The sequence below is a fragment of the Snodgrassella alvi wkB2 genome, assembly GCF_000600005.1.
In the GTDB taxonomy this organism is placed as follows: Bacteria; Pseudomonadota; Gammaproteobacteria; order Burkholderiales; family Neisseriaceae; genus Snodgrassella; species Snodgrassella alvi.
Genome location: NZ_CP007446.1, coordinates 1,705,137 through 1,725,306 on the forward strand (window position 1 = coordinate 1,705,137; position 20,170 = coordinate 1,725,306).

Genomic DNA, 20,170 nt, shown 5'->3' on the forward strand with positions numbered 1-20,170 from the left:
AATGTTTATTCAGCCTGAATACTACGCTTTATTTCTTCCATCAGTTTTAGATTAATCGCTGATAAAATCTACGTGTCCCCGTTTTTTTGTATACCGCGCTTCTTTTGATCAGTTGCCGGGCAATGCGTTTATTTTTTTTCACACCCTGACCATCGGCATACATTATTCCTAAATTGTGCCATGCCTCTGTTTCACCTCGTTTTGCTGCCAAACAAAAGTAATATACTGCTTTCATATAATTCTGCCGTACACCATTTCCTGAGAGAAACATAAGTCCTAACTTATTTAGTGCTCCACTATGTCCTTTTCTGGCGGCTGAATAAAAATAATCCCTTGCTATTTTAAAATTTTGTTTTATTCCCTTACCTTCAGCATACATGCATCCCAGTTCATTCTCGGCATTAACATGCTTTTGCGTAGATGCTTGTAAATAATATTTATAAGCATTAATCTTACTCAGTTTTACTCCAAGACCTTTACAATACATCAAACCTAGTTGATATTGTGATTCACCATAGTTTTGTTGCGCAGCTAACTGATGATATTTAAAACTTTTGTTGTAATTTTTTTCTACACCTCTACCATAGCAATATAAATTACCTAAATTACTCTGGGCAACAGCATGTCCCTGTGTAGCTGCTGCTAAATAATACTCTGCTGCCTTTTCATAATTCTGCTCTACACCATCGCCATTTTCATACAATACACCTAAATTACACTGAGCATTTGCATTTCCCTGTGCTGCTGCAGCTGAATAATACTCTGCTGCCTTTTCATAATTCTGCTCTACACCATAACCATTTTCATACAATATACCTAAATTATACTTAGCAACAGCATATCCCTGTGCTACCGCTGCTGAGTAATACTCTGCTGCCTTTTCATAATCCTGCTCTACACCATAACCATCTTCATACAATATACCTAAATTACACTGGGCAGCAGCATCTCCCTGTTCTGCTGAGGCCGAATAATACTCTGCTGCCTTTTCATAATTCTGCTCTACACCATCGCCGTTGTGATATAAAAATCCTAAATTACATTGGGCAGCAGCATGTCCCTGTGCTGCTGCAGCTGAATAATATTCTGCCGCCCTTTCATAGCTCTGATCTACACCATCGCCCTTTTCATAGTATAAACCCAAATTAAATTGGGCATTACTATCCCCCTGTTGCGCAGCAAATTTATAATACTCAGCCGCTTTTTCATAGTTCTGCTCTACACCATAACCATTTTCATATAATCTACCTAAATTACACTGGGCAACAGCATCTCCCTGTTCAGCTGCAGCCGAATAATATTCAACCGCCTTTTCACAGCTCTGATCTACACCATCGCCCGTTTCATACAATACACCTAAATTACACTGAGCATTTGCATGTCCCTGTTCAGCTGCAGCTGAATAATACTCTGCTGCCTTTTCATAATTCTGCTCTACACCATCACCATTTTCATACAATATACCTAAACTACACTGGGCATTAGCATATCCCTGTTCAGCTGCAGCTGCATAATATTCTGCCGCCTTTTCATAATTCTGCTCTACACCATCACCATTTTCATACAATCTACCTAAATTACACTGGGCAGCAGCATGTCCCTGTTCAGCTGCTGCTGAATAATATTCAAATGCCTTTTCACAGCTCTGATCTACACCCTCGCCATTTTCATACAATACACCTAAATTACACTGAGCATTTGCATGTCCCTGTGCTGCTGCAGCTGAATAATACTCTGCTGCCTTTTCATAATTCTGCTCTACACTATCGCCCGTTTCATAGCATACACCCAAATTAAATTGGGCAGCAGCATCTCCCTGTGCAGCTGCAGCCAAATAATACTCAACCGCCTTTTCATAATTCTGCTCAACACCATCACCATTTTCATACAATCTACCTAAATTACATTGGGCAACAGCATCTCCCTGTTCAGCTGCTGCTGAATAATATTCAACTGCCTTTTCATAGCTCTGATCTACACCCTCGCCATTTTCACACAATACACCTAAATTACACTGAGCATTTGCATGTCCCTGTGCTGCTGCAGCTGAATAATACTCTGCTGCCTTTTCATAATTCTGCTCTACACCTTGACCATATTCATATAGAATACCTAAACTCAATAGTGCACTAATATTTCCGAGCCGGGCAGCCTGCTTAAAATATTTATGTGCCTCTGCATAATCCTGAGCAATTACCTCTCCAACGTCATAAATATATCCTAAAGTGTATAGTGCTTCACTATCACCTTGTTGCGCGGCTAATTTATAATATTCAAAGCTTTTAGTGTAATTTTGTTCTACTCCTTTTCCAAAGTAATATAAATTACCTAAATAACGCTGAGCAGTAGCATCTTCCTGTTGCGCGGCTAACTGATAGTATTCAAAGCTTTTAGTGTAATTTTGCTCTACTCCTTTTCCAAAGCAATATAAATTACCTAAATTGACTTGTGCATCGATATTTCCCTGTTCGGCAGCCAGCTTATAGTATTTATATGCCTCTGTATAATTTTGCTCCGTTCCTTTTCCATCCTCATACATAAGACCAAGAGAAAATTGTGCATCACTATTACCTTGTTGCGCAGCTAACTGAAAATATTCAAAGCTTTTAGTGTAATTCTGTTCTGTACCTTTACCGAAATAATACAAATCACCTAAGTTATACTGAGCAATAGCATCTCCCTGCTTAGCCGCAGCTGCATAACATTCAAATGCTTTTGCATAATTCTTTTCTACACCATCACCATTTTCATACAATAGACCTAAATTATACTGGGCAATAGCATCTCCCTTCGCAGCTGCAGCTGCATAATATTCAGCTGCCTTTTCATAATTCTGTTCTACGCCATTACCATACGCATATAAAAGACCTAAATTGACTTGTGCATCAATATTTCCCTGGTCTGCAGCAAGTTTATAGTATTTATAGGCAGCTACATAATTTTGCTCTGTTCCTTTTCCATCCTCATACATAAGACCCAGAGCAAATTGTGCATCCGCATCTCCTTTTTGAGCTGCTTCCAGAGTACTTAAAAACTTATCTGATTTTTTTGTTTCCATCTTTTCATTACTCATTTTGCAAAACCGATTTATATTATTTTCACAATATTTTTATTTTAAATTACAAAGAGATTAAATCATACAATCTAATAATTCAAATTATAAAAATAGTTATCCATTTTTCGGTTGTTATTGTCAGCATTAATTTTTAATATCTTTTTATTTACTGCTACATCAGCAGAAACTACATCGGAGCAAATTTAGCTATGCTCATTCCAGAACCTAATTACATAATCTTTTAACTTTAAATAAGCCTAATGAAATTATGCATAAAAAGTAATTTAACTACACCATTGCAGGCAGATGAATTGGTTTACAGTGTTCACAAAATACAGGAAAGTATATTTTAAATGCCAGTTACAGAGATAAATGAAATCAAAAAATACTATCAGGCCTTACTCACAAAAGATCAAAGTTATGTTGGTATTTTTTATGCAGGTGTGAAAACCACCTCAATATTTTGTATCGCAACATGCAGAGCAAAAAAGCCTAAATTAGAAAACACAGAATTTTTTTATACAGTCAAAGAAGCTCTGAATGCAGGTTACCGCCCATGTAAAATTTGCCGACCGACTGAAAATGCCAATGAGGCACCCGAACAGATTATTAATGCCATAAAAATGATTACTCAGAATCCGAAGATAAAAATTTCTGATTCCGTATTAAGAGCACATGAAATCAGTCCGGAAATTGTTCGCCGCTGGTTTAAAAAAAATTATGGAATTACTTTTCAGGCATATCAGAGAATGTACCGAATTAATCAGGCATATCAGGAATTGAAAACCGGTAAAAAAATAATAGATGTCGCTTTCGATAATGGTTATGGATCATTAAGCGGCTTTGGCTATATCTATAAAAAAATTGCTAAAAACTCACCATCCAGCCATTTAAACAACAATATCATACTTATTAACCGGCTGACCACGCCTATAGGTCCGATGTTTGTCTGCGCCACGCAACAGGGAGTCTGTTTGCTGGAATTTGTCGACCGGCGGATGTTAGAAACAGAGTTTAAACAATTACAGCAATTACTGAATGCCACAATTATTTTTGGTGAAAATGAACATATCATTCAGACCAGAATTCAAATTAAGGAATATTTTGAAGGAAAACGAAAATATTTTTCTATTCCACTACATACTCCCGGCACTGATTTTCAACAGGCAGTCTGGAATTGTCTCAAACAGATCCCCTACGGAGAACTCACCACCTATAAACAACAGGCAGAAAAACTGCATAATCCTCAGGCTGTCCGGGCGGTAGCCAATGCCAATGGTTTCAATCGTATTGCTATTATTATCCCCTGTCACAGAGTAATCGGCTCCAATGGTAAATTAACCGGCTACGGCGGAGGGCTGGAACGTAAAAAATGGCTGATTGACCATGAAAAAAGTAATCTTAAATCATAAAATTGTTTACACATCAGGCTAATAAAACCAGTAATGCGATTTGAGCGTCAGCATAATGATGATTTACCGTTTATCTGCCTGTAACACAAAAAAACAAGTAAACATCATTCTGAAAATATTTTTTAAATAAACGCTTCAAAACCTGATGCATATTTTGTCGGTATAAATTCAATCAGTTCATATTCGGCAATCTGATGAATGTAAAACGGATCTTTAACCATAATAGACTGCGCCGATTCTTTACTGGCCGCCCGGCACAGAATAACTCCGCCGATGCGCGGTACCTGCCGGCCGGAAGCAATAAAATCACCACTATCATAGTATTCCTGCAAATAATTCAGATGAGCAGGCAAATATTTTTCTACTTCTTCTATCGACTTCAAATAATGCAGTTTAAAAATAAACATGGTATTTATCCCCGATTAATTAGACATATACAGACTTCTTGTCCCTTTTCATCTTTAAGGTTATCTTCACGCTTAATCACTCAAATTTGCAAGCCCGAAAACATAAACAATAGTCAGCACATAAACTTCAATATTACAATCATACTATTTATACATGCGCAAACCAATTTAGCATGTCCTATCTTCTTTAAATAAAGTACTGCATGAATTCATATTCTCTTTTCGTAAGCTGTCCGCGCGGGCTGGAAACCATATTAAATCAGGAACTGGTTACCCTGGGCTGTGAGCAGATTCATAATCGTGACGGCGGTATCGCACTTACAGGTGATTTAGCCAGCGTATACAAAATTAATCTGCACAGCCGTGTAGCCAGCCGGGTACTTATCCGTCTGACTACCGGCCACTTTCGCAACGAAAACGAAATTTATCAACTGGCCAGGAAAATCTGCTGGCCTGAATGGTTTGACATAGATAAAAATTTCAAAATTCATATTGAAGGCAAACAGGCACAAATCAACAGCCTTAATTTTGCTGCCCTCAAAGTAAAAGATGCTATCTGCGATGTATTTCGCGATAAAACCGGCCGCCGCCCCAGTATAGAAAAATTTCGTCCGGATATCCGCATTCATGTCTTTATTGAAAAAAACGAAATATCTGTTTATCTGGACAGCAGTGGTGAAGCCTTATTTAAACGCGGCTACCGCAGTGACACCGGTGAAGCACCATTACGTGAAAATCTGGCAGCCGGTTTACTGTTACTGGCCGGCTATAACGGCAGCCAGCCCTTCATGGATCCTTTTTGCGGCAGTGGTACCCTTGCCATTGAAGCCGCACTGATTGCCACCGGCACAGCACCCGGGCTAGAACGTGCTTTCGGTTTTGAAAAGCTGAATAATTATAATGATAATTTATGGCAGCAGCTGCGTCGCGCTGCTCAGGCAGCCATACACCAACCATCTGCACCGGTTTTCGGAGCAGATATTGATAGCAGGCTAATCAGACTGGCTCAGGACAACGCCCGCTATGCCGGTATGGAGCAATATATTCAATGGCAGGTAACAGATGCCCTGGATACCCATCCGAACGGGAATAACGGCATCATGATAAGCAATCCGCCTTATGGTGTCCGCCTTTCTGAAATTCAGCTCTTACATGCTTTATATCCCCAATTAGGCAGCTGGCTGAAACAACATTTTGCCGGCTGGCTGATCGGTATGTTCAGCGCCGACCGTGATATGCCCAAACTGATGCGTCTGTCGCCAAAACGTAAAATCCCATTGTTTAACGGTAATCTGGATTGCCGCCTGTTCCTGCTGGATATGGTAGCCGGTTCTAATCGACAAAAAGAGCATAAAGCATGACAACTACAGAACAAAACGAAGCTCAGCGTCTGTCAAAGCGCATGGCGCAACTGGGTTTATGCTCACGCCGTGAAGCAGACAACTATATTGAAAAGGGCTGGGTAAAAGTTAATGGTAAAACTGCCGTACTTGGGCAAAAAGTTTTTAATAGTGATCGCATCGACCTCGACCGGCAGGCGCACCGTCAGCAAGCCGAACGCGTTACCATTCTACTGAATAAGCCAGTAGGCTTTGTCAGCGCGCAGCCGGAAAAAGGTTATCGTGCGGCCGTTGAGCTGATTACCGAAGCCAACCACTGGCAGGAAGACAAAAGCCGGATTCAGTTTCAGCCGGAGCATACACGCCATCTGGCGCCGGCCGGCCGTCTGGATATCGATTCAGTAGGCTTGCTGGTACTCACTCAGGACGGGCGTATTGCCAAGCAGCTGATCGGTGAAAATAGTGGTATCGAAAAAGAATATCTCGTACGCGTAACCGGTAAACTGAGTGAAAGCGGTCTGGCTCTGCTGAACCACGGATTAAGTCTTGACGGTGAAAAACTGCGGCCGGCTAAAGTCAGCTGGCAAAATCAGGATCAGCTGCGTTTTATACTTAAACAAGGTAAAAAACGCCAAATCAGGCGCATGTGTGAACTGGTAGGCTTACGTGTAACCGGTCTGAAACGGGTACGCATGGGTAAAATCAAACTGGGTGCCCTGCCACCGGGACAATGGCGTTATTTAAGCCCGCAGGAAAAATTCTGATACTCTGCAACCTGAACGGATATAAATTATATTTAATTGAAAATACTAATAATATCTTTTAACATCAATATTTTCCCAGATACAAGCTGAAGAAATAATATATGCAGCTCAATATGAAAAAAATTTATCTTACCCTGCTGAGTGCCAGCCTGCTATCCGCTTGTGCAACAGAAACATCACAAGTAATCAACACTCCCAAAGTAGCCACTTATCAGCAAGCATACAACGGCATAAAAACTCAGCTGGCTGTAGGGAAGTTTGACAGCCGTGGTAATCTGGGCGGCGGTATTTTCAGCAACAGCAATAATCAGCTTACCAGTCAGGCGAAAACCATTCTGATGACTGATTTACAGCAAACAGGTCGTTTTATTGTTCTGGATCGTACTAATCTGGATGAAATCCGTAATGAAGCCAATATCAACGGTATGCAACAAAAGCTCAAGGGCGCGCGCTACATTGTAACTGGTGATATTTCAGAATTCGGACGTAAAACTATAGGTGATGAACAGTTATTCGGCATTCTTGGTCAGGGAAAAACTCAGGTAGCCTATGCCAAAGTTACCCTTAACATCATTGATGTGCAAACAGCAGAAATCGTTTATTCAAGTCAGGGTGCCGGAGAATTCAAACTTTCCACACGCGAAATACTCGGTACCGGCGGCTATGCCAGCTATGACGGAACCCTTAACGGAAAAGTGCTTGATTTAGCCATTCGAGAAGCAGTAAACAATCTGGTTAATGGCATTGAATCAGGACAATGGAATCCTCAGCCTTAACATAAAACCTTTCTGCACACATCAAATCCGAAATGAAAAAAATAATAACAACCGCCATCGCGACCCTGATACTGGCTGTATGCGCTCATCAGAGTCAGTCTGCCACACTTTACTACTGGGGTGATTATCACAAACTGCAATATCAGGCACTGGACGGTAAAACCTCACTGGAAGAACAGATTGCCGGTATGGAAAAATATTTTATTGATGCCGCCAGTCATCACAGTAAGCCGGCACCGGGAGCCCATGCACATCTGGGGATGCTGTATGCACAGGCCGGCAACCGCGCCGGTGCTAAAGCTCAGTTTGAAAAAGAAAAAGCCGCTTTTCCCGAATCAGCAACTTATATGAACTTCCTGTTAAAAAATATTGACAAAGATAAATCATAATGCGCTTTTTCAAATTACTGCTTTCTCTGGCGGTTACTACTTTACTTTTCGCCTGTTCCACCTCTCATTACCAGCCACAGCCGCATGATTACAGCAAATTCCGGCAAAGTGATCCGCATTCTATTCTGGTATTACTGCCCACCAGCTCCTCAGTTGATACAAAAGCACCATATGCTGTATTAGCTCAGACAACACAACCATTAGCTGAATCAGGTTATTATGTCTTTCCTGTAGCTCTGGTTAATGAAACATTTAAAGACAATGGTCTGAATGATGGAGCTGAAATTCAGGCAATAGACATAAACAAAATCAGACAGATTTACAATCCTGATGCCATCCTCTACTTAAACGTAAAAGACTATGGCACAAAATACAAAGTAATTAGTAGCGTTACCACAGTTACCGTAGAAGCCAAACTGATAGATGCTAAAAACGGTTCGATTATCTGGAGCGGAGAAAAAAATATCACCATAGATTCCAGTAATAATAGCAACAATGACATTTTTTCACTGATGGTCAATGCCGTGATTACACAGATTTCAAATAAAGTCTCCGATAAAGCTTATATCGTTGCCGGTGCAGTAGATACCGGTTTACTGTCAGCTGAGGAAACTAATGGCATACTCTTCGGACCTTACAACCCCGGATATAAAAAACCGGTTATCCCCGTTGAATCCGTAAATTAACTTACCTCTCTCAATAAAAGCATCTTTACAGACTTACATGCCAATCAATTATTCTGCACTTAAACTGTAAGTACCCAAAAGCCGGAAAGCATCCGGCCAAATAATAAAATGCACCTTTAAAAACGGGTACATGAAACAAAATACCATCAAACCAGCAGATTTTTCCATTGCCATTACCACTGTTTTCACCTAAATTGTTATCAGACAAAACTGCGAAAAGTAAAGTAAACAGTTAAAATAACCAATTTACAGCCTTACCAATTTAACGCCAGCAGAGCGGAACGGAACACGTTTAATGAGCACACAAGCCAGTCAGCGTATACGCGAAATCCCCTATAACTACACCTCCTATTCCGACAGGGAAATAGTCATCCGCCTGCTCGGCAGCCATTCATGGGATTTATTGCAACAGCTGCGCGAGCAAAGACGAACCGGCCGCTCAGCACGAATGCTGTTTGAAATACTCGGAGATATCTGGGCAGTTATCCGCAATCCTTACCTAATTGACGACCTGCTCGAACACCAGCACCGCCAGCTGGCGCTGGTTAAAGAAATGCGCCATCGCCTCAGCGAAATTCAGAAACGGCGCGACAACAACCAGATGGTCGAGCAGCTGATAAAAAGCACCGAGCAGGCTATCAGCGATTTTGACAGCAGCTTTGGTAAAACCCGCAGCAAACGCGAACAGGTATTCAACCGCCTGCGTAAAATCACCCACAAAGACAACATTATGTTCGACGGGCTGGCGCGCGTTAGCCACGTTACCGATGCTACCGACTGGCGTGTTGAATACCCTTTTGTAGTTATCAACCCGGATCACGAAAAAGAAGTCGCACCGCTTGTACGCGCTTTAATTGAGCTGGAGCTCACCATCATTCCGCGTGGCGGCGGTACCGGCTATACCGGTGGCGCCATTCCGATGGACGCCATGAGCGCCGTGATTAATACCGAAAAACTTGACCAGTACAGCCCGGTTGCCTTACAGCAACTGCCCGGGCTGGAAGGCACTTATCCGGTAATTACCTGCGGTGCCGGAGTAGTTACCCGCCGTGTAGAAGAAGCCGCCAGTGCTGCCGGCTGGGTTTTTGCCGTAGACCCGACATCAGCCGATGCCTGCTGTATCGGCGGCAACGTAGCCATGAATGCCGGCGGTAAAAAAGCCGTATTATGGGGCACCACTCTGGATAATCTGGCGTGGTGGAAAATGGTCAACCCGCAGGGGCAATGGCTGAAAATAGAACGTGTACGCCATAATTTCGGCAAAATCCACGACGAAACCACCGCCATATTTGACATACATACCCTTGATAACGACGGCTACAGCATCCTTAAAACCGAGCGTCTCGAAGTACCCGGGCAGCGTTTCCGCAAAGTAGGTCTGGGTAAAGACGTTACCGATAAATTCCTTGCCGGTGTACCGGGTGTGCAGAAAGAAGGCACGGATGGCATCATCACCTCTGCTGCTTTTGTTTTACACCGCATGCCTAAATACACCCGTACCATCTGTATGGAGTTTTTCGGCACCGTAGCCAATGCCACCCCGTCCATCGTCGAAGTGCGCAATTACATGCTTAACCATAAAACCGTCAAACTGGCGGGGCTGGAGCATCTCGACTGGCGCTACGTGCGCGCCGTAGGCTACGCCACCAAGGCAGCAGGCAAAGGCCGCCCGAAAATGGTATTACTGGCCGACATCGTTTCAGATGATGAAAATGAAGTACAGGCAGCAGCAGCTCATATCGTGCGGCTGGCCAACGCCCGCTGCGGCGAAGGCTTTATCGCCGTTACCCCTGAAGCACGCAAAACTTTCTGGCTCGACCGCTCACGTACGGCCGCCATCGCCCGCCATACCAACGCGTTTAAAATCAATGAAGACGTTGTTATCCCTCTTGAACAGCTTGGCAGCTATTCCGACGGTATCGAACGCATCAACATTGAGCTGTCGATTCAGAACAAACTTGCCCTGTGCGCGGCCATCATCGAATATCTGCAAACCAAACTGCCAGTAGATAAACTCGATACCGACCTTTCCAGCGCCGAGCTGCTCGGCTCCCGCAAACAGCATGCCCTTGATTACATCACCGGTATCCAGACCCGCTGGACATGGCTGCTCAACCATCTCGACACACCACTGGCCGACTATCTGCAGCAGTTTCCGCAAAAACTCGAAGACAACGAACCGGCTGGCGACCAGAGCTGCTTTATCGCCATGCGTGATTTTCATCTGCGCGTATCCATTAAACGCGACATCATGCAGCCACTGGCCGAAATATTCAGCGGTAAAACCGATACCTTGATACTGGAAAAACTCGACGAAATTCACCGCCATATCATCCGCGGCCGTGTCTTCGTTGCCCTGCATATGCATGCCGGTGACGGCAATGTCCATACCAACATTCCGGTTAATTCCGACGACTACGACATGCTGCAAACCGCCCATCATGCCGTAGACCGCATCATGGCACTGGCACGCAGCCTTAACGGCGTTATTTCCGGTGAGCACGGCATCGGCATTACCAAAATCGACTACCTGACACAGGCAGAAATGCAGCCCTATTGGGATTACAAACAGCAGGTAGACCCGCACGGCCATTTTAACCGCGGCAAACTGATGCCCGGTGCCAACCTCGACAAAGCCTATACACCCTCATTTGAGCTGCTGGGCGTAGAATCCCTGATTATGGAACAGTCCGAGCTGGGTAAAATTGCCCATTCCATCAAAGACTGTCTGCGCTGCGGTAAATGTAAACCCGTGTGCAGTACCCATGTACCGCGCGCTAACCTGCTGTACTCACCGCGCAATAAAATTCTGGGTGTCGGTCTGCTTACCGAAGCCTTCCTGTACGAAGAGCAAACACGCCGCGGCGTTTCCCTGAAACATTTTGATGAACTAAACAGCGTGGCCGATCACTGTACTGTATGTCACCGCTGCATAAAACCCTGTCCGGTAAAAATCGACTTTGGCGACGTCACCGTAGCCATGCGCAACTACCTGCGCAAAGCCGGTAAAAAGAAATTCAATCCCACCGTCTACATGGGCATGGCCTTTCTTAACGCCACCGACCCCAGAACCATCAAAGCCCTGCGTACAGGCGTCGTTAAAGCCGGCTTCAGACTGCAAAACTGGGGCTATGAAATGGGTAAGCACTTTAGCCTTGGCTGGCTGAAGCGCCAGAAAACCGCACCGCGTGCTACCACTGCCAAGCCGGAAATCCGCGAACAGGTAATACACTTTATCAACCGCCCTTTACCGCGCCACGTACCGATTAAAACAGCCCGTGCCCTGCTGAATATCGAAGACAGCACCACCGTACCGATTATCCGCAATCCGCAGATCAGCGATGAAGCCGAAGCCGTTTTCTACTTTCCCGGCTGCGGCTCCGAGCGACTGTTCAGCCAGATAGGTCTCGCTACTCAGGCCATGCTCTGGCATGTAGGCGTGCAAACCGTCTTACCGCCGGGCTATCTGTGCTGCGGCTATCCGCAAACCGCCGGCGGTAATAAAGACAAAGGCGATAAAATCACCATGGACAACCGCGTACTGTTCCATCGTGTAGCCAATACCCTGAACTATCTTGATATCAAAACCGTAGTCGTAAGTTGCGGAACCTGTTACGACCAGCTCAAAGATTATCACTTCGATAAAATTTTCCCCGGCTGCCGCATACTCGATATTCATGAATACCTGCTGGAAAAAGGGCTGAAACTGAACGGCGTAAAAGGCCGGCAATACCTGTATCACGACCCCTGCCATACCCCGATTAAAATCACACAGCCGATAAAAGTTGTGAATGAGCTGATGGGGCAGAACGTACCTCTGTCAGACCGCTGCTGCGGTGAATCCGGCATGTTTGCCGTCAGCCGGCCGGATATCGCCACACAGGTACGCTTCCGCAAACAGGAGGAAATTGAAAAAGGCAAAGCCAAGCTGCCTCAGGGTGAACCGGTAAAAATCCTCACCAGCTGCCCCGCCTGCCTGCAAGGCCTGAGTCGCTATACTGATGATGCAAATATCAAGGCCGATTATGTAGTGATTGAAATGGCCAAACATATACTGGGCGAAAACTGGCAGGATGAATTTGTGCAGAAAGCCAGTAACGGAGGGATTGAGCGGGTGTTACTGTAAATAGGATTAAAAAAAGGTTGCTACTTTACTAAGTAGCAACCTTTTTTATTAAGTCTGATTTCTATAGCTGAAAATTAAGCACTAAAATATAAATATTTTATTCATTGGCACTTTAATGAATATGGCCTAGCAAATTAATATGCTTTAGCGGATTAGCTTGTTCATAAAATTCATCAGTTTCAGCAAAACGCACCTCTGGCAATGCATCATTTTTAGCTTCTTCCAATATATCTTGTAAGTCTAAATTTAATTGATTACTTCGTTTCAGAATATCCCGCGCTAGTTTCACACATCTTGCCCGAATTGTGGGAAATAAGCTAATTTCTATAGTATTATTATCAGTAATATATCTATAGTCGCATTCATTATAAATTTCTGGTAAGTTTTCAATTAAAATATTAATATCATCATTAGTTAGCCAGCCTTGATTCAGCATCTCATTGATAACTGGTAAAATATTTACTATGCCTACTAATTTTACTGACTCTACATGGTTAATCAATTTATTAATTAACGGACGTATCACGATTCTATCTGATAATTTATTTCCCCATTCGAGAATTGCTTTAGCTGCATCACAAACTACTAGTTCATTTTTGCTTCTCAATCCCATTTTAATTATATCTATTACTTCTTTATCTAATTGGGAATTATTTAATACAAAAGGAACAAATGTCCTAATTGTGTAATATTTTTCTAAAAAACCATTATTTTCTATATAGAAAGAATAAAATTTTTCAAAATTATCTTTATTTAAATATTCTTTAGGAAAATATTGTACTAGATAATATAAAATACAACCTATACATTCTAATTTTATTTTTTTCTTTAGGTTTACAAATTCAGAAACAGAAATAAGCATCTTTTCTTTATTTTGTTGTTCATCATATTCCCAACCTGTAAAATAATCGAAATATTCGATTATTATCTTGATATCAGGTTTTAATTCTTTTTTTTGCCATAAAAGTATAATTAATAATTTCTCTAAAAAGTCTAAATCATCAGAAGGTGGTACTGTAAATACCATATCAATAATTAAACTGTATACTTGTTCTATGTTTTTTCTAGGTGGAATTTTTAGAAAAAAATCGGGACAAAAAATGTTATTGTGATGAAGTAAATCTTGATAATCAGGATTTTTTCCATATAGATTTAGAATCAATTGTTTTTCTTCATTCTCATAAAGAAATTTATTATTTATCAAAGGAAGAATGCGATCCACTATTTTTAAATTGATTCTAGATGAATAATTTATATATTTAATTAATTCATTAATTGCATAATCAAGTTGATTATCAGCTTTACGTTTACCAGGATGCTGAATTATAGGATTCAACAATTTATTGTTTATAGGAAACTGTAATGCCTCTGTAAGAAGTTCATGATGTTGCTTAGTAGGAATACTTTGCAATGAATAATTTAATAGATCACTTATTGAGTTTTCAAAAATCATATAGAAAGGCCAATTATTTTTATACAAATCTAAAGCCAATCTATAATATTTTTTTGCTTCTTCTGATGAAAGCCGGAGTTGGAATCTGGCTAAAATTTTAATAAAATTTGATAAATAATTGATCAAATATTCTATTTTATTGTTATTACCATATTCCTTTATTATTTTATTTTTCCAATACTCTACTGCTTCGGAGCAGCATTTTACAATTTTATCTACCTCATCATAGGTTAATTGAGCAATTGTTATTCTATTATATATTTTCTCTAATTGTTCAAATTCACTGTTATCACTAATTTTTATTAATAAAAAAAATTTCATCCAATAATTTGTTTCAACAAGATTAACCATATCAATTAAAATTTTTTTAATATATATCAAATTAGGCCATTGAATAGATAAACCGACAATATTACAGATATTATCAAACAAAATTGCTGGAGGAATTTCAATAACAGAGTTAAATTTTAATGTTGGAGAATTTTCTATAATTTTTCCCGAATCGAAAGATTCTACATATGTTGGCTGTTTTTTATATTTAATAGATTCTGATAACTTTGCTTCTAAATAATCAATTATGTCATATGGATTACAATTTTGCTGACTATACTTTGAGCCCGAAAATATTAAAGTCTTATGTTTATGCTGTACACGATCTGTTATACTTTTCAGCATATGAGCCCATGCTAATCTTGATAAAATAAAAATTGAATTTCTATTATTACGATATCCGAGTACAAGTTCTGTATAAGCTTCATCTATTAAACCAATGCTTTCTTCATAGCAAGCTATTTCCGATAAAATAAATGCTTTCCTTAGTTTCCATATTGGATCAACCCCCTGAATTGTATTTACTAATTCTTCCATCAGTGGATAATTCAATTTATCCCGTGCTACAAGAATTTGATGATAATAAAGTTCAACAAGCCCTTCACTCCAATATCTGCTGTTTTCTCTTAAGATTCTTGCAGTTTTATCTATAATCTCTTGCTGGTCAGAATCTTCTTTTATGAACCGAGTACATTTAAGTAAATATAAAGCTATTTCTAAATGCTGTTTTACAGATAAGCCACTATTAACATCAGGTTCACATATTTCCAGTAATATGGTTCGAATATTTTTATTAATATTAAAATTAAAAATTATTCCATATCTCCATACCAATTCATAAAGAAGCTGGTTTCTAATATTTACTTGTTGTTTAAAAATATCAGGAATGAAAAACCAGAATTTATTTATTTGCATCTCTACATAAACTCTTAAAGGATTAGGACAAATAATCCATTCTGGATATGATTCTCTATCCTTTCTTAAAGCGGAAAGAGCTTCATCTATTTTTATTTCTCCTTGGTTACGTGAATAAAGCTTAATAATTTCATCGAATTGTTTAGGAAGCCAATCCCAGACTTTCTTTACCTCTAAGTTTGACAGTTGTGTTAAAAACAATTCAATTGCTGTTTTATGTTTTAAATCTCTATTATCGATATCGGCAACAAGCTCAAATAAATCAATAGGTGCTACATTCAAACTTTCCAGATACTTACGTTTAGCAGAAGATAAATTCAATGCACCTACCAGATAAATACGTCGCGCATTGCTTTGAAGATTATCCCTTACCCAGCCTATCCATTGGAGAAAATTCGGATCATCACCGGAAAAACCTATCAGGCATAATTCGTTTTCTACAAACACCTGCCGGACAAAATTAACAAAAATGCCGTATTTCTTCGGATAATGACGGTAATCTTCCTGGGTAAAAATCAAATCGCTACTGAGATTAATTGTGCCATGTAATTTTACAATCCGGGGGGAATGACAGCAGGCTAAATCCTCCTGTTTATTGACAATATCATAGATAGGTTCATGTATATCTCTGGCCGCACGCTCCAGCAATGTATCCCAGTTTGTGGTTAATACTTCAGTCCAGGGTAAAGTTAATAACTGCTGATAAAGCTCTGCCGGCTGCCATATTTCATCATCAATTTCATTTTTCAATAAATCATACAGTGTCTGCTTACCAAAGTAATCCTGATACATTTGTGCCAGACGTAAAGCATCTGTATGCTCCTCCTCTCCAAGTTCTTCAGCAATTTTTTTAGCCAAATTTGCCCAGATTGGCATTTTCTTATTGATATCCTGTGTTGTAGCAGCACTGCGGCTAAAACCCGCCCCAACCATAATGGCTACCCCATGACCATAATCTTCACTCTGCCACAATGCCTGTGCCAGCTTTTGAATTAAGGGATAATCAGTTATTTTGGTAATATCTCTTTCGGTCATAGTCTGTCTCCCCTCTGAGAAATCAATTAATACATTGAGAAACCATGTTAAACATTTTCTGTTAAGCGAATTTACTGCTAGTTCAGCAAAATAGCTGCTGTAAATTTCAAAACTGACTTAATCAAACAAACACGGCTTATCTATAGTGTAATCAGCATCAATAAAGTGTAATTTTACTCTAAAAAACACTGTTATAGCTGTCAATATCCCTATTCCGGCTGCTTGAATTTAACATGGGTTAGCAGAAGCTAAGAAATAATTTCCAGCTTGCATAAACAAGCTTAGTTTTAAAAAAATTAAGCGTAGTAATCAAACTGGCTATTAGTAAAAATCCTCGGTGTTATACTAAAATCCTGATTAACATCCGCTTAAAAATCATCATTATAGTTAAATACTGCCTTATGCAATAATTTAAGCGACTGATGCTCTGGCAGTGTTAATCTTCTGCTGGTTTCCAGCTTAACTATAATTTGATTTAATGTCTGGATTAATCGACCCATTTCTTGAATTAACGATGGCATGGGGCTGGTCATATGCCCTGGATACGTTCGGTTTGCTCAATGAGACCAAATAGGAATGATAGTATTTTTTACATTATCAATATAGGATTCGATACTTGCGGGCGTTTCAGGAATGATTAAAGTCGAAAAGATATTATCTGACTCTTCTCTGTTATAAGAGTTAGCCACATCTTTTTGCTCAGTAAATTTCCTAATACGCTAAATAATTTATTGCTGCAAATAAGTAACGGACGGTTCAAATAATTTTTTTGATAGAAAAATTTTGTTGATTGAATGTAATCGTGTTACTTAATGTTTTAATAGCTATAGTGTTAATGCTAATCGGACTGATTTTGGACGACTCTGGTTGCCAAAAATGCGGCAAAAAAAGCGATCACAACAGAACCAGTGATTATGACAAAATATCCCCACTTTTGAGCAAAATAAAAACTTAAGGATGCAACGATTAAATCAAAGCCCCCCAAAATTGCCATCTGAGCATTGGCGGCTGTAGTCGGTGCTACACTACTGGCAGCATTATCCAAAATAATGGTATATAGGCAGGTACGAACAAACTGCAAACTAACAAAGTACGGGAAAAATGAAAAATAAACTAACAAGGCATTATTATGACCAAGCGAGATAGGGATAAATGACAATAAACAGCAAGCATAGAATATAATAGAAAACGACAAGCTTTGTTTCCGGGTCAATTTTCTAAGCTGACGAATACCAACGTAAATAGTTATCACCAAAATCATCGTACCGAATAATTTTAGCAAAAGGGCAGTATTAGCTAACGACCAGCCGCTATCAAGCAGCGCTAGAGGCATCAGATTATAAGAGGGAGAAATGCCAAAAGGGATAATAACCAGCAAAGCACACCAGCTTTTCTTTCCCTTCCAGACTGAAACAATATTCTTCCAATAATTTTTGTCAGTAGTCTCAGAAATACGACTGTTTTTACTGAACTTATACTCATTAAAAAACCATATTTGCCTCCATGGAAATGAAAATGCCAAAAACCCAGAGAGAAAAATTATGCAGACACTCCAGCTTGTGTAAGAATATAGCACCAACACAATGGCCCCACCAATAATATTGCCGTACATAAAACCGCTAACATCTAGACTAGCAATAAGACCTCTCTCATGCTCTTCAGAAATGTTGCTGGTTAAGTTTGCCAACGCCAAATCTTGCGTGAGGATAATAAATGAAAAAAATAAAATGGCCAACAAAACTAATAAATAATTATTAACCGGATCAATAAAAGCAATCGCAAATAAACCCAATATCATCAAAAATTGCGCAATCAACAGCCAGTTCCGATAATGGCCTGAAGATGTTTTTAAATATTTATCAATAAACGGCGCCCATAACACTTTAAAGCTAAGTGGCAAAGACATGAGTGGAATAAGGCTTAATTTATCCAGCGCAATACCTTTATTGCGTAAAATTAAAAACAAACCACTAGCCAAAAATCCAGAGCCAATAATATACCTCGTGTAATATAAAGTAAAAAATAATTTCTGAATCTGTTTGGGGATGTTTTTGATCTCTTTATGGGACATTTTATTACAAACCTCAACGTGACAAAGATTAATTATGTCCAGCGATTGCTATTTTTAATCCTGTAGAGAGCGGGATTAAGCATATCAATACCAGGATTGCTGAAAAAGTAAATGGGTAACCATCGCTATTTGGTAAGGGTTGATTAACCGTGAAGCAATACATACGGTTTGTACAAACTGGTCCTAATACAGCCCCAAAATTGGTAATAGACGATAGATGAACCCAACAGAAATAATATAGTACCTAATAATTATTAAGAAATGTAATTATTTTCTTTGTACCAAGTGACAACATCTGTAAACGTTTCATCTAAAGGTCTAAATTGACAGCCTAATTCCTTAGCGCTCTTTTCATGACTAAAATGTGTGCGCTTGTATTCATTTCCGATCAAATTCACGGACGAATAACTTAATAAAATAGGTTTACGTGTAAATACGTGATAAATTTCCTGCCCCATTGAAATAGCCTTTAATAACCATAAAGGGATAAGCTTAGTTGGCATTTTTACACCCGTGCTTTTTTCAAGTAATTTAAAAATATCCTTCATTTCCATATAACGCCCTGCTGCAAGATACTTTTCACCACTTCTACCTTTTTCTAAAGAAGCAATATGATGTTCTGCAACATCCCTAGCATCAACGACTGAAAAACTTGCAGGTAATACACCTGGCATTTTTCTAGCAACATAATCTAATACTAATTGCCCAGATGAAGTTGGTCCCATATCAAAAGGACCGTACATCCAACCAGGTAATACAATGGTTATAAACATATCAGGATGATTACTTAAAAACTCTTTAACTTTTTCTTCTGCTAAAATTTTACTTTTATAATAATTATCACTACCCTCTACAGGGCGTTGCATGGTTTCATCAATTAACTCCTCTTCTTTACCACACAAAGTTGCAATAGATGAGGTATAAACTGCCTTACGGATTCCTGCTGCATAGGCTGCTTCTAATATTTGTTCTGTACCCTTTACGTTCGTATTAAAAAGTTCATCCCAATGCTTGCCACCTTTATAATTATCTCTAAAAAAAGCCGCACAATGAAATAAAGCATCACATCCTTTTAAATGCGCAGTAAAGCCTTTTATGTTTAACATATCTCCCTCAATTATCTCAACTAAAGGACTATGAAATTGCTTTTTAGCTTTTTCTACCGACCTTGCCAATACTTTTACTTTAATATTGCGATCAATCAAAATTCTTACAATACTACTGCCTAATAATCCTGTTGCACCTGTTACAAACACTACATTCATTTCTAAAATCCTTATTAAATAGCCCTAGTTCGGCACAAGTAAAATACCAGACAGAATTCAGATACCAATTGGTATCTCAAAAAATATATGTTATTCTAATCTTTTAGAAATGGCAATATTTATTAATCAAATAATTTATCGTTTTT

At 39.7% G+C, this 20,170-nt stretch carries 12 protein-coding genes; 7 read left to right on the forward strand and 5 right to left on the reverse strand.

Annotated features, from left to right (window positions below):
- Nucleotides 1-46 precede the first annotated feature (46 nt).
- Nucleotides 47-3,073: an SEL1-like repeat protein gene (locus SALWKB2_RS12135; protein ID WP_025331093.1), complete on the reverse strand. Its 3,027-nt coding sequence runs from the start codon at nucleotides 3,071-3,073 to the stop codon at nucleotides 47-49.
- Nucleotides 3,074-3,408: 335 nt separating this feature from the next.
- On the opposite strand from SALWKB2_RS12135, the gene SALWKB2_RS07710 reads away from it, so the two are divergent.
- A complete protein-coding gene (locus tag SALWKB2_RS07710; RefSeq protein ID WP_025331094.1) occupies nucleotides 3,409-4,467 on the forward strand; it encodes a bifunctional transcriptional activator/DNA repair enzyme AdaA in 1,059 nt (352 codons plus the stop codon).
- A 122-nt stretch (nucleotides 4,468-4,589) separates the two neighbouring features.
- Here SALWKB2_RS07710 and SALWKB2_RS07715 read toward each other — a convergent pair whose 3' ends face one another.
- Nucleotides 4,590-4,874 (reverse strand): YciI family protein, encoded by a 285-nt coding sequence (locus tag SALWKB2_RS07715; protein ID WP_025331095.1) that lies wholly within the window; start codon nucleotides 4,872-4,874, stop codon nucleotides 4,590-4,592.
- Between the two features lie 203 nt (nucleotides 4,875-5,077).
- On the opposite strand from SALWKB2_RS07715, the gene SALWKB2_RS07720 reads away from it, so the two are divergent.
- The 6 genes from SALWKB2_RS07720 to SALWKB2_RS07750 all read left to right on the forward strand — a co-directional run bounded on the left by SALWKB2_RS07720 (nucleotide 5,078) and on the right by SALWKB2_RS07750 (nucleotide 12,955).
- Complete coding sequence (locus tag SALWKB2_RS07720; RefSeq protein WP_025331096.1) at nucleotides 5,078-6,235, forward strand: THUMP domain-containing class I SAM-dependent RNA methyltransferase; 1,158 nt, start codon at nucleotides 5,078-5,080, stop codon at nucleotides 6,233-6,235.
- Entirely contained in the window at nucleotides 6,232-6,978 is a 747-nt protein-coding gene (locus SALWKB2_RS07725; protein ID WP_025331097.1) for a pseudouridine synthase, read from the forward strand. Before SALWKB2_RS07720 ends, SALWKB2_RS07725 begins: the two co-directional genes overlap by 4 nt.
- Before the next feature lie 113 nt (nucleotides 6,979-7,091).
- A complete protein-coding gene (locus SALWKB2_RS07730; protein WP_025331098.1) occupies nucleotides 7,092-7,754 on the forward strand; it encodes a CsgG/HfaB family protein in 663 nt (220 codons plus the stop codon).
- A 32-nt stretch (nucleotides 7,755-7,786) separates the two neighbouring features.
- Nucleotides 7,787-8,143: a DUF4810 domain-containing protein gene (locus SALWKB2_RS07735; RefSeq protein ID WP_038648955.1), complete on the forward strand. Its 357-nt coding sequence runs from the start codon at nucleotides 7,787-7,789 to the stop codon at nucleotides 8,141-8,143.
- A complete protein-coding gene (locus SALWKB2_RS07740; protein ID WP_025331100.1) occupies nucleotides 8,143-8,829 on the forward strand; it encodes a DUF799 domain-containing protein in 687 nt (228 codons plus the stop codon). Before SALWKB2_RS07735 ends, SALWKB2_RS07740 begins: the two co-directional genes overlap by 1 nt.
- Nucleotides 8,830-9,124: 295 nt before the next feature.
- Nucleotides 9,125-12,955, forward strand: a complete 3,831-nt coding sequence (locus SALWKB2_RS07750; RefSeq protein WP_025331102.1) for a DUF3683 domain-containing protein — start codon at nucleotides 9,125-9,127, stop codon at nucleotides 12,953-12,955.
- Nucleotides 12,956-13,067: 112 nt separating this feature from the next.
- On the opposite strand, the gene SALWKB2_RS07755 is transcribed toward SALWKB2_RS07750, so the two are convergent.
- The 3 genes from SALWKB2_RS07755 to SALWKB2_RS07765 form a co-directional block, all read right to left on the reverse strand.
- On the reverse strand, nucleotides 13,068-16,688 hold the full coding sequence (locus SALWKB2_RS07755) for an SIR2 family protein (RefSeq protein WP_025331103.1): 3,621 nt from the start codon (nucleotides 16,686-16,688) through the stop codon (nucleotides 13,068-13,070).
- 838 nt (nucleotides 16,689-17,526) lie between these two features.
- Entirely contained in the window at nucleotides 17,527-18,759 is a 1,233-nt protein-coding gene (locus SALWKB2_RS07760; protein ID WP_025331104.1) for an MFS transporter, read from the reverse strand.
- 254 nt (nucleotides 18,760-19,013) lie between these two features.
- On the reverse strand, nucleotides 19,014-20,024 hold the full coding sequence (locus tag SALWKB2_RS07765; RefSeq protein ID WP_025331105.1) for an SDR family oxidoreductase: 1,011 nt from the start codon (nucleotides 20,022-20,024) through the stop codon (nucleotides 19,014-19,016).
- Nucleotides 20,025-20,170: the final 146 nt, after the last annotated feature.

Coding starts and splice junctions, on each gene's coding strand:
- SALWKB2_RS12135 (WP_025331093.1), bottom strand. CDS start 3,073: ATGAGTAATGAAAAGATGGAAACAAAAAAATCAGATAAGTTTTTAAGT.
- SALWKB2_RS07710 (WP_025331094.1), top strand. CDS start 3,409: ATGCCAGTTACAGAGATAAATGAAATCAAAAAATACTATCAGGCCTTA.
- SALWKB2_RS07715 (WP_025331095.1), bottom strand. CDS start 4,874: ATGTTTATTTTTAAACTGCATTATTTGAAGTCGATAGAAGAAGTAGAA.
- SALWKB2_RS07720 (WP_025331096.1), top strand. CDS start 5,078: ATGAATTCATATTCTCTTTTCGTAAGCTGTCCGCGCGGGCTGGAAACC.
- SALWKB2_RS07725 (WP_025331097.1), top strand. CDS start 6,232: ATGACAACTACAGAACAAAACGAAGCTCAGCGTCTGTCAAAGCGCATG.
- SALWKB2_RS07730 (WP_025331098.1), top strand. CDS start 7,092: ATGAAAAAAATTTATCTTACCCTGCTGAGTGCCAGCCTGCTATCCGCT.
- SALWKB2_RS07735 (WP_038648955.1), top strand. CDS start 7,787: ATGAAAAAAATAATAACAACCGCCATCGCGACCCTGATACTGGCTGTA.
- SALWKB2_RS07740 (WP_025331100.1), top strand. CDS start 8,143: ATGCGCTTTTTCAAATTACTGCTTTCTCTGGCGGTTACTACTTTACTT.
- SALWKB2_RS07750 (WP_025331102.1), top strand. CDS start 9,125: ATGAGCACACAAGCCAGTCAGCGTATACGCGAAATCCCCTATAACTAC.
- SALWKB2_RS07755 (WP_025331103.1), bottom strand. CDS start 16,688: ATGACCGAAAGAGATATTACCAAAATAACTGATTATCCCTTAATTCAA.
- SALWKB2_RS07760 (WP_025331104.1), bottom strand. CDS start 18,759: ATGTCCCATAAAGAGATCAAAAACATCCCCAAACAGATTCAGAAATTA.
- SALWKB2_RS07765 (WP_025331105.1), bottom strand. CDS start 20,024: ATGAATGTAGTGTTTGTAACAGGTGCAACAGGATTATTAGGCAGTAGT.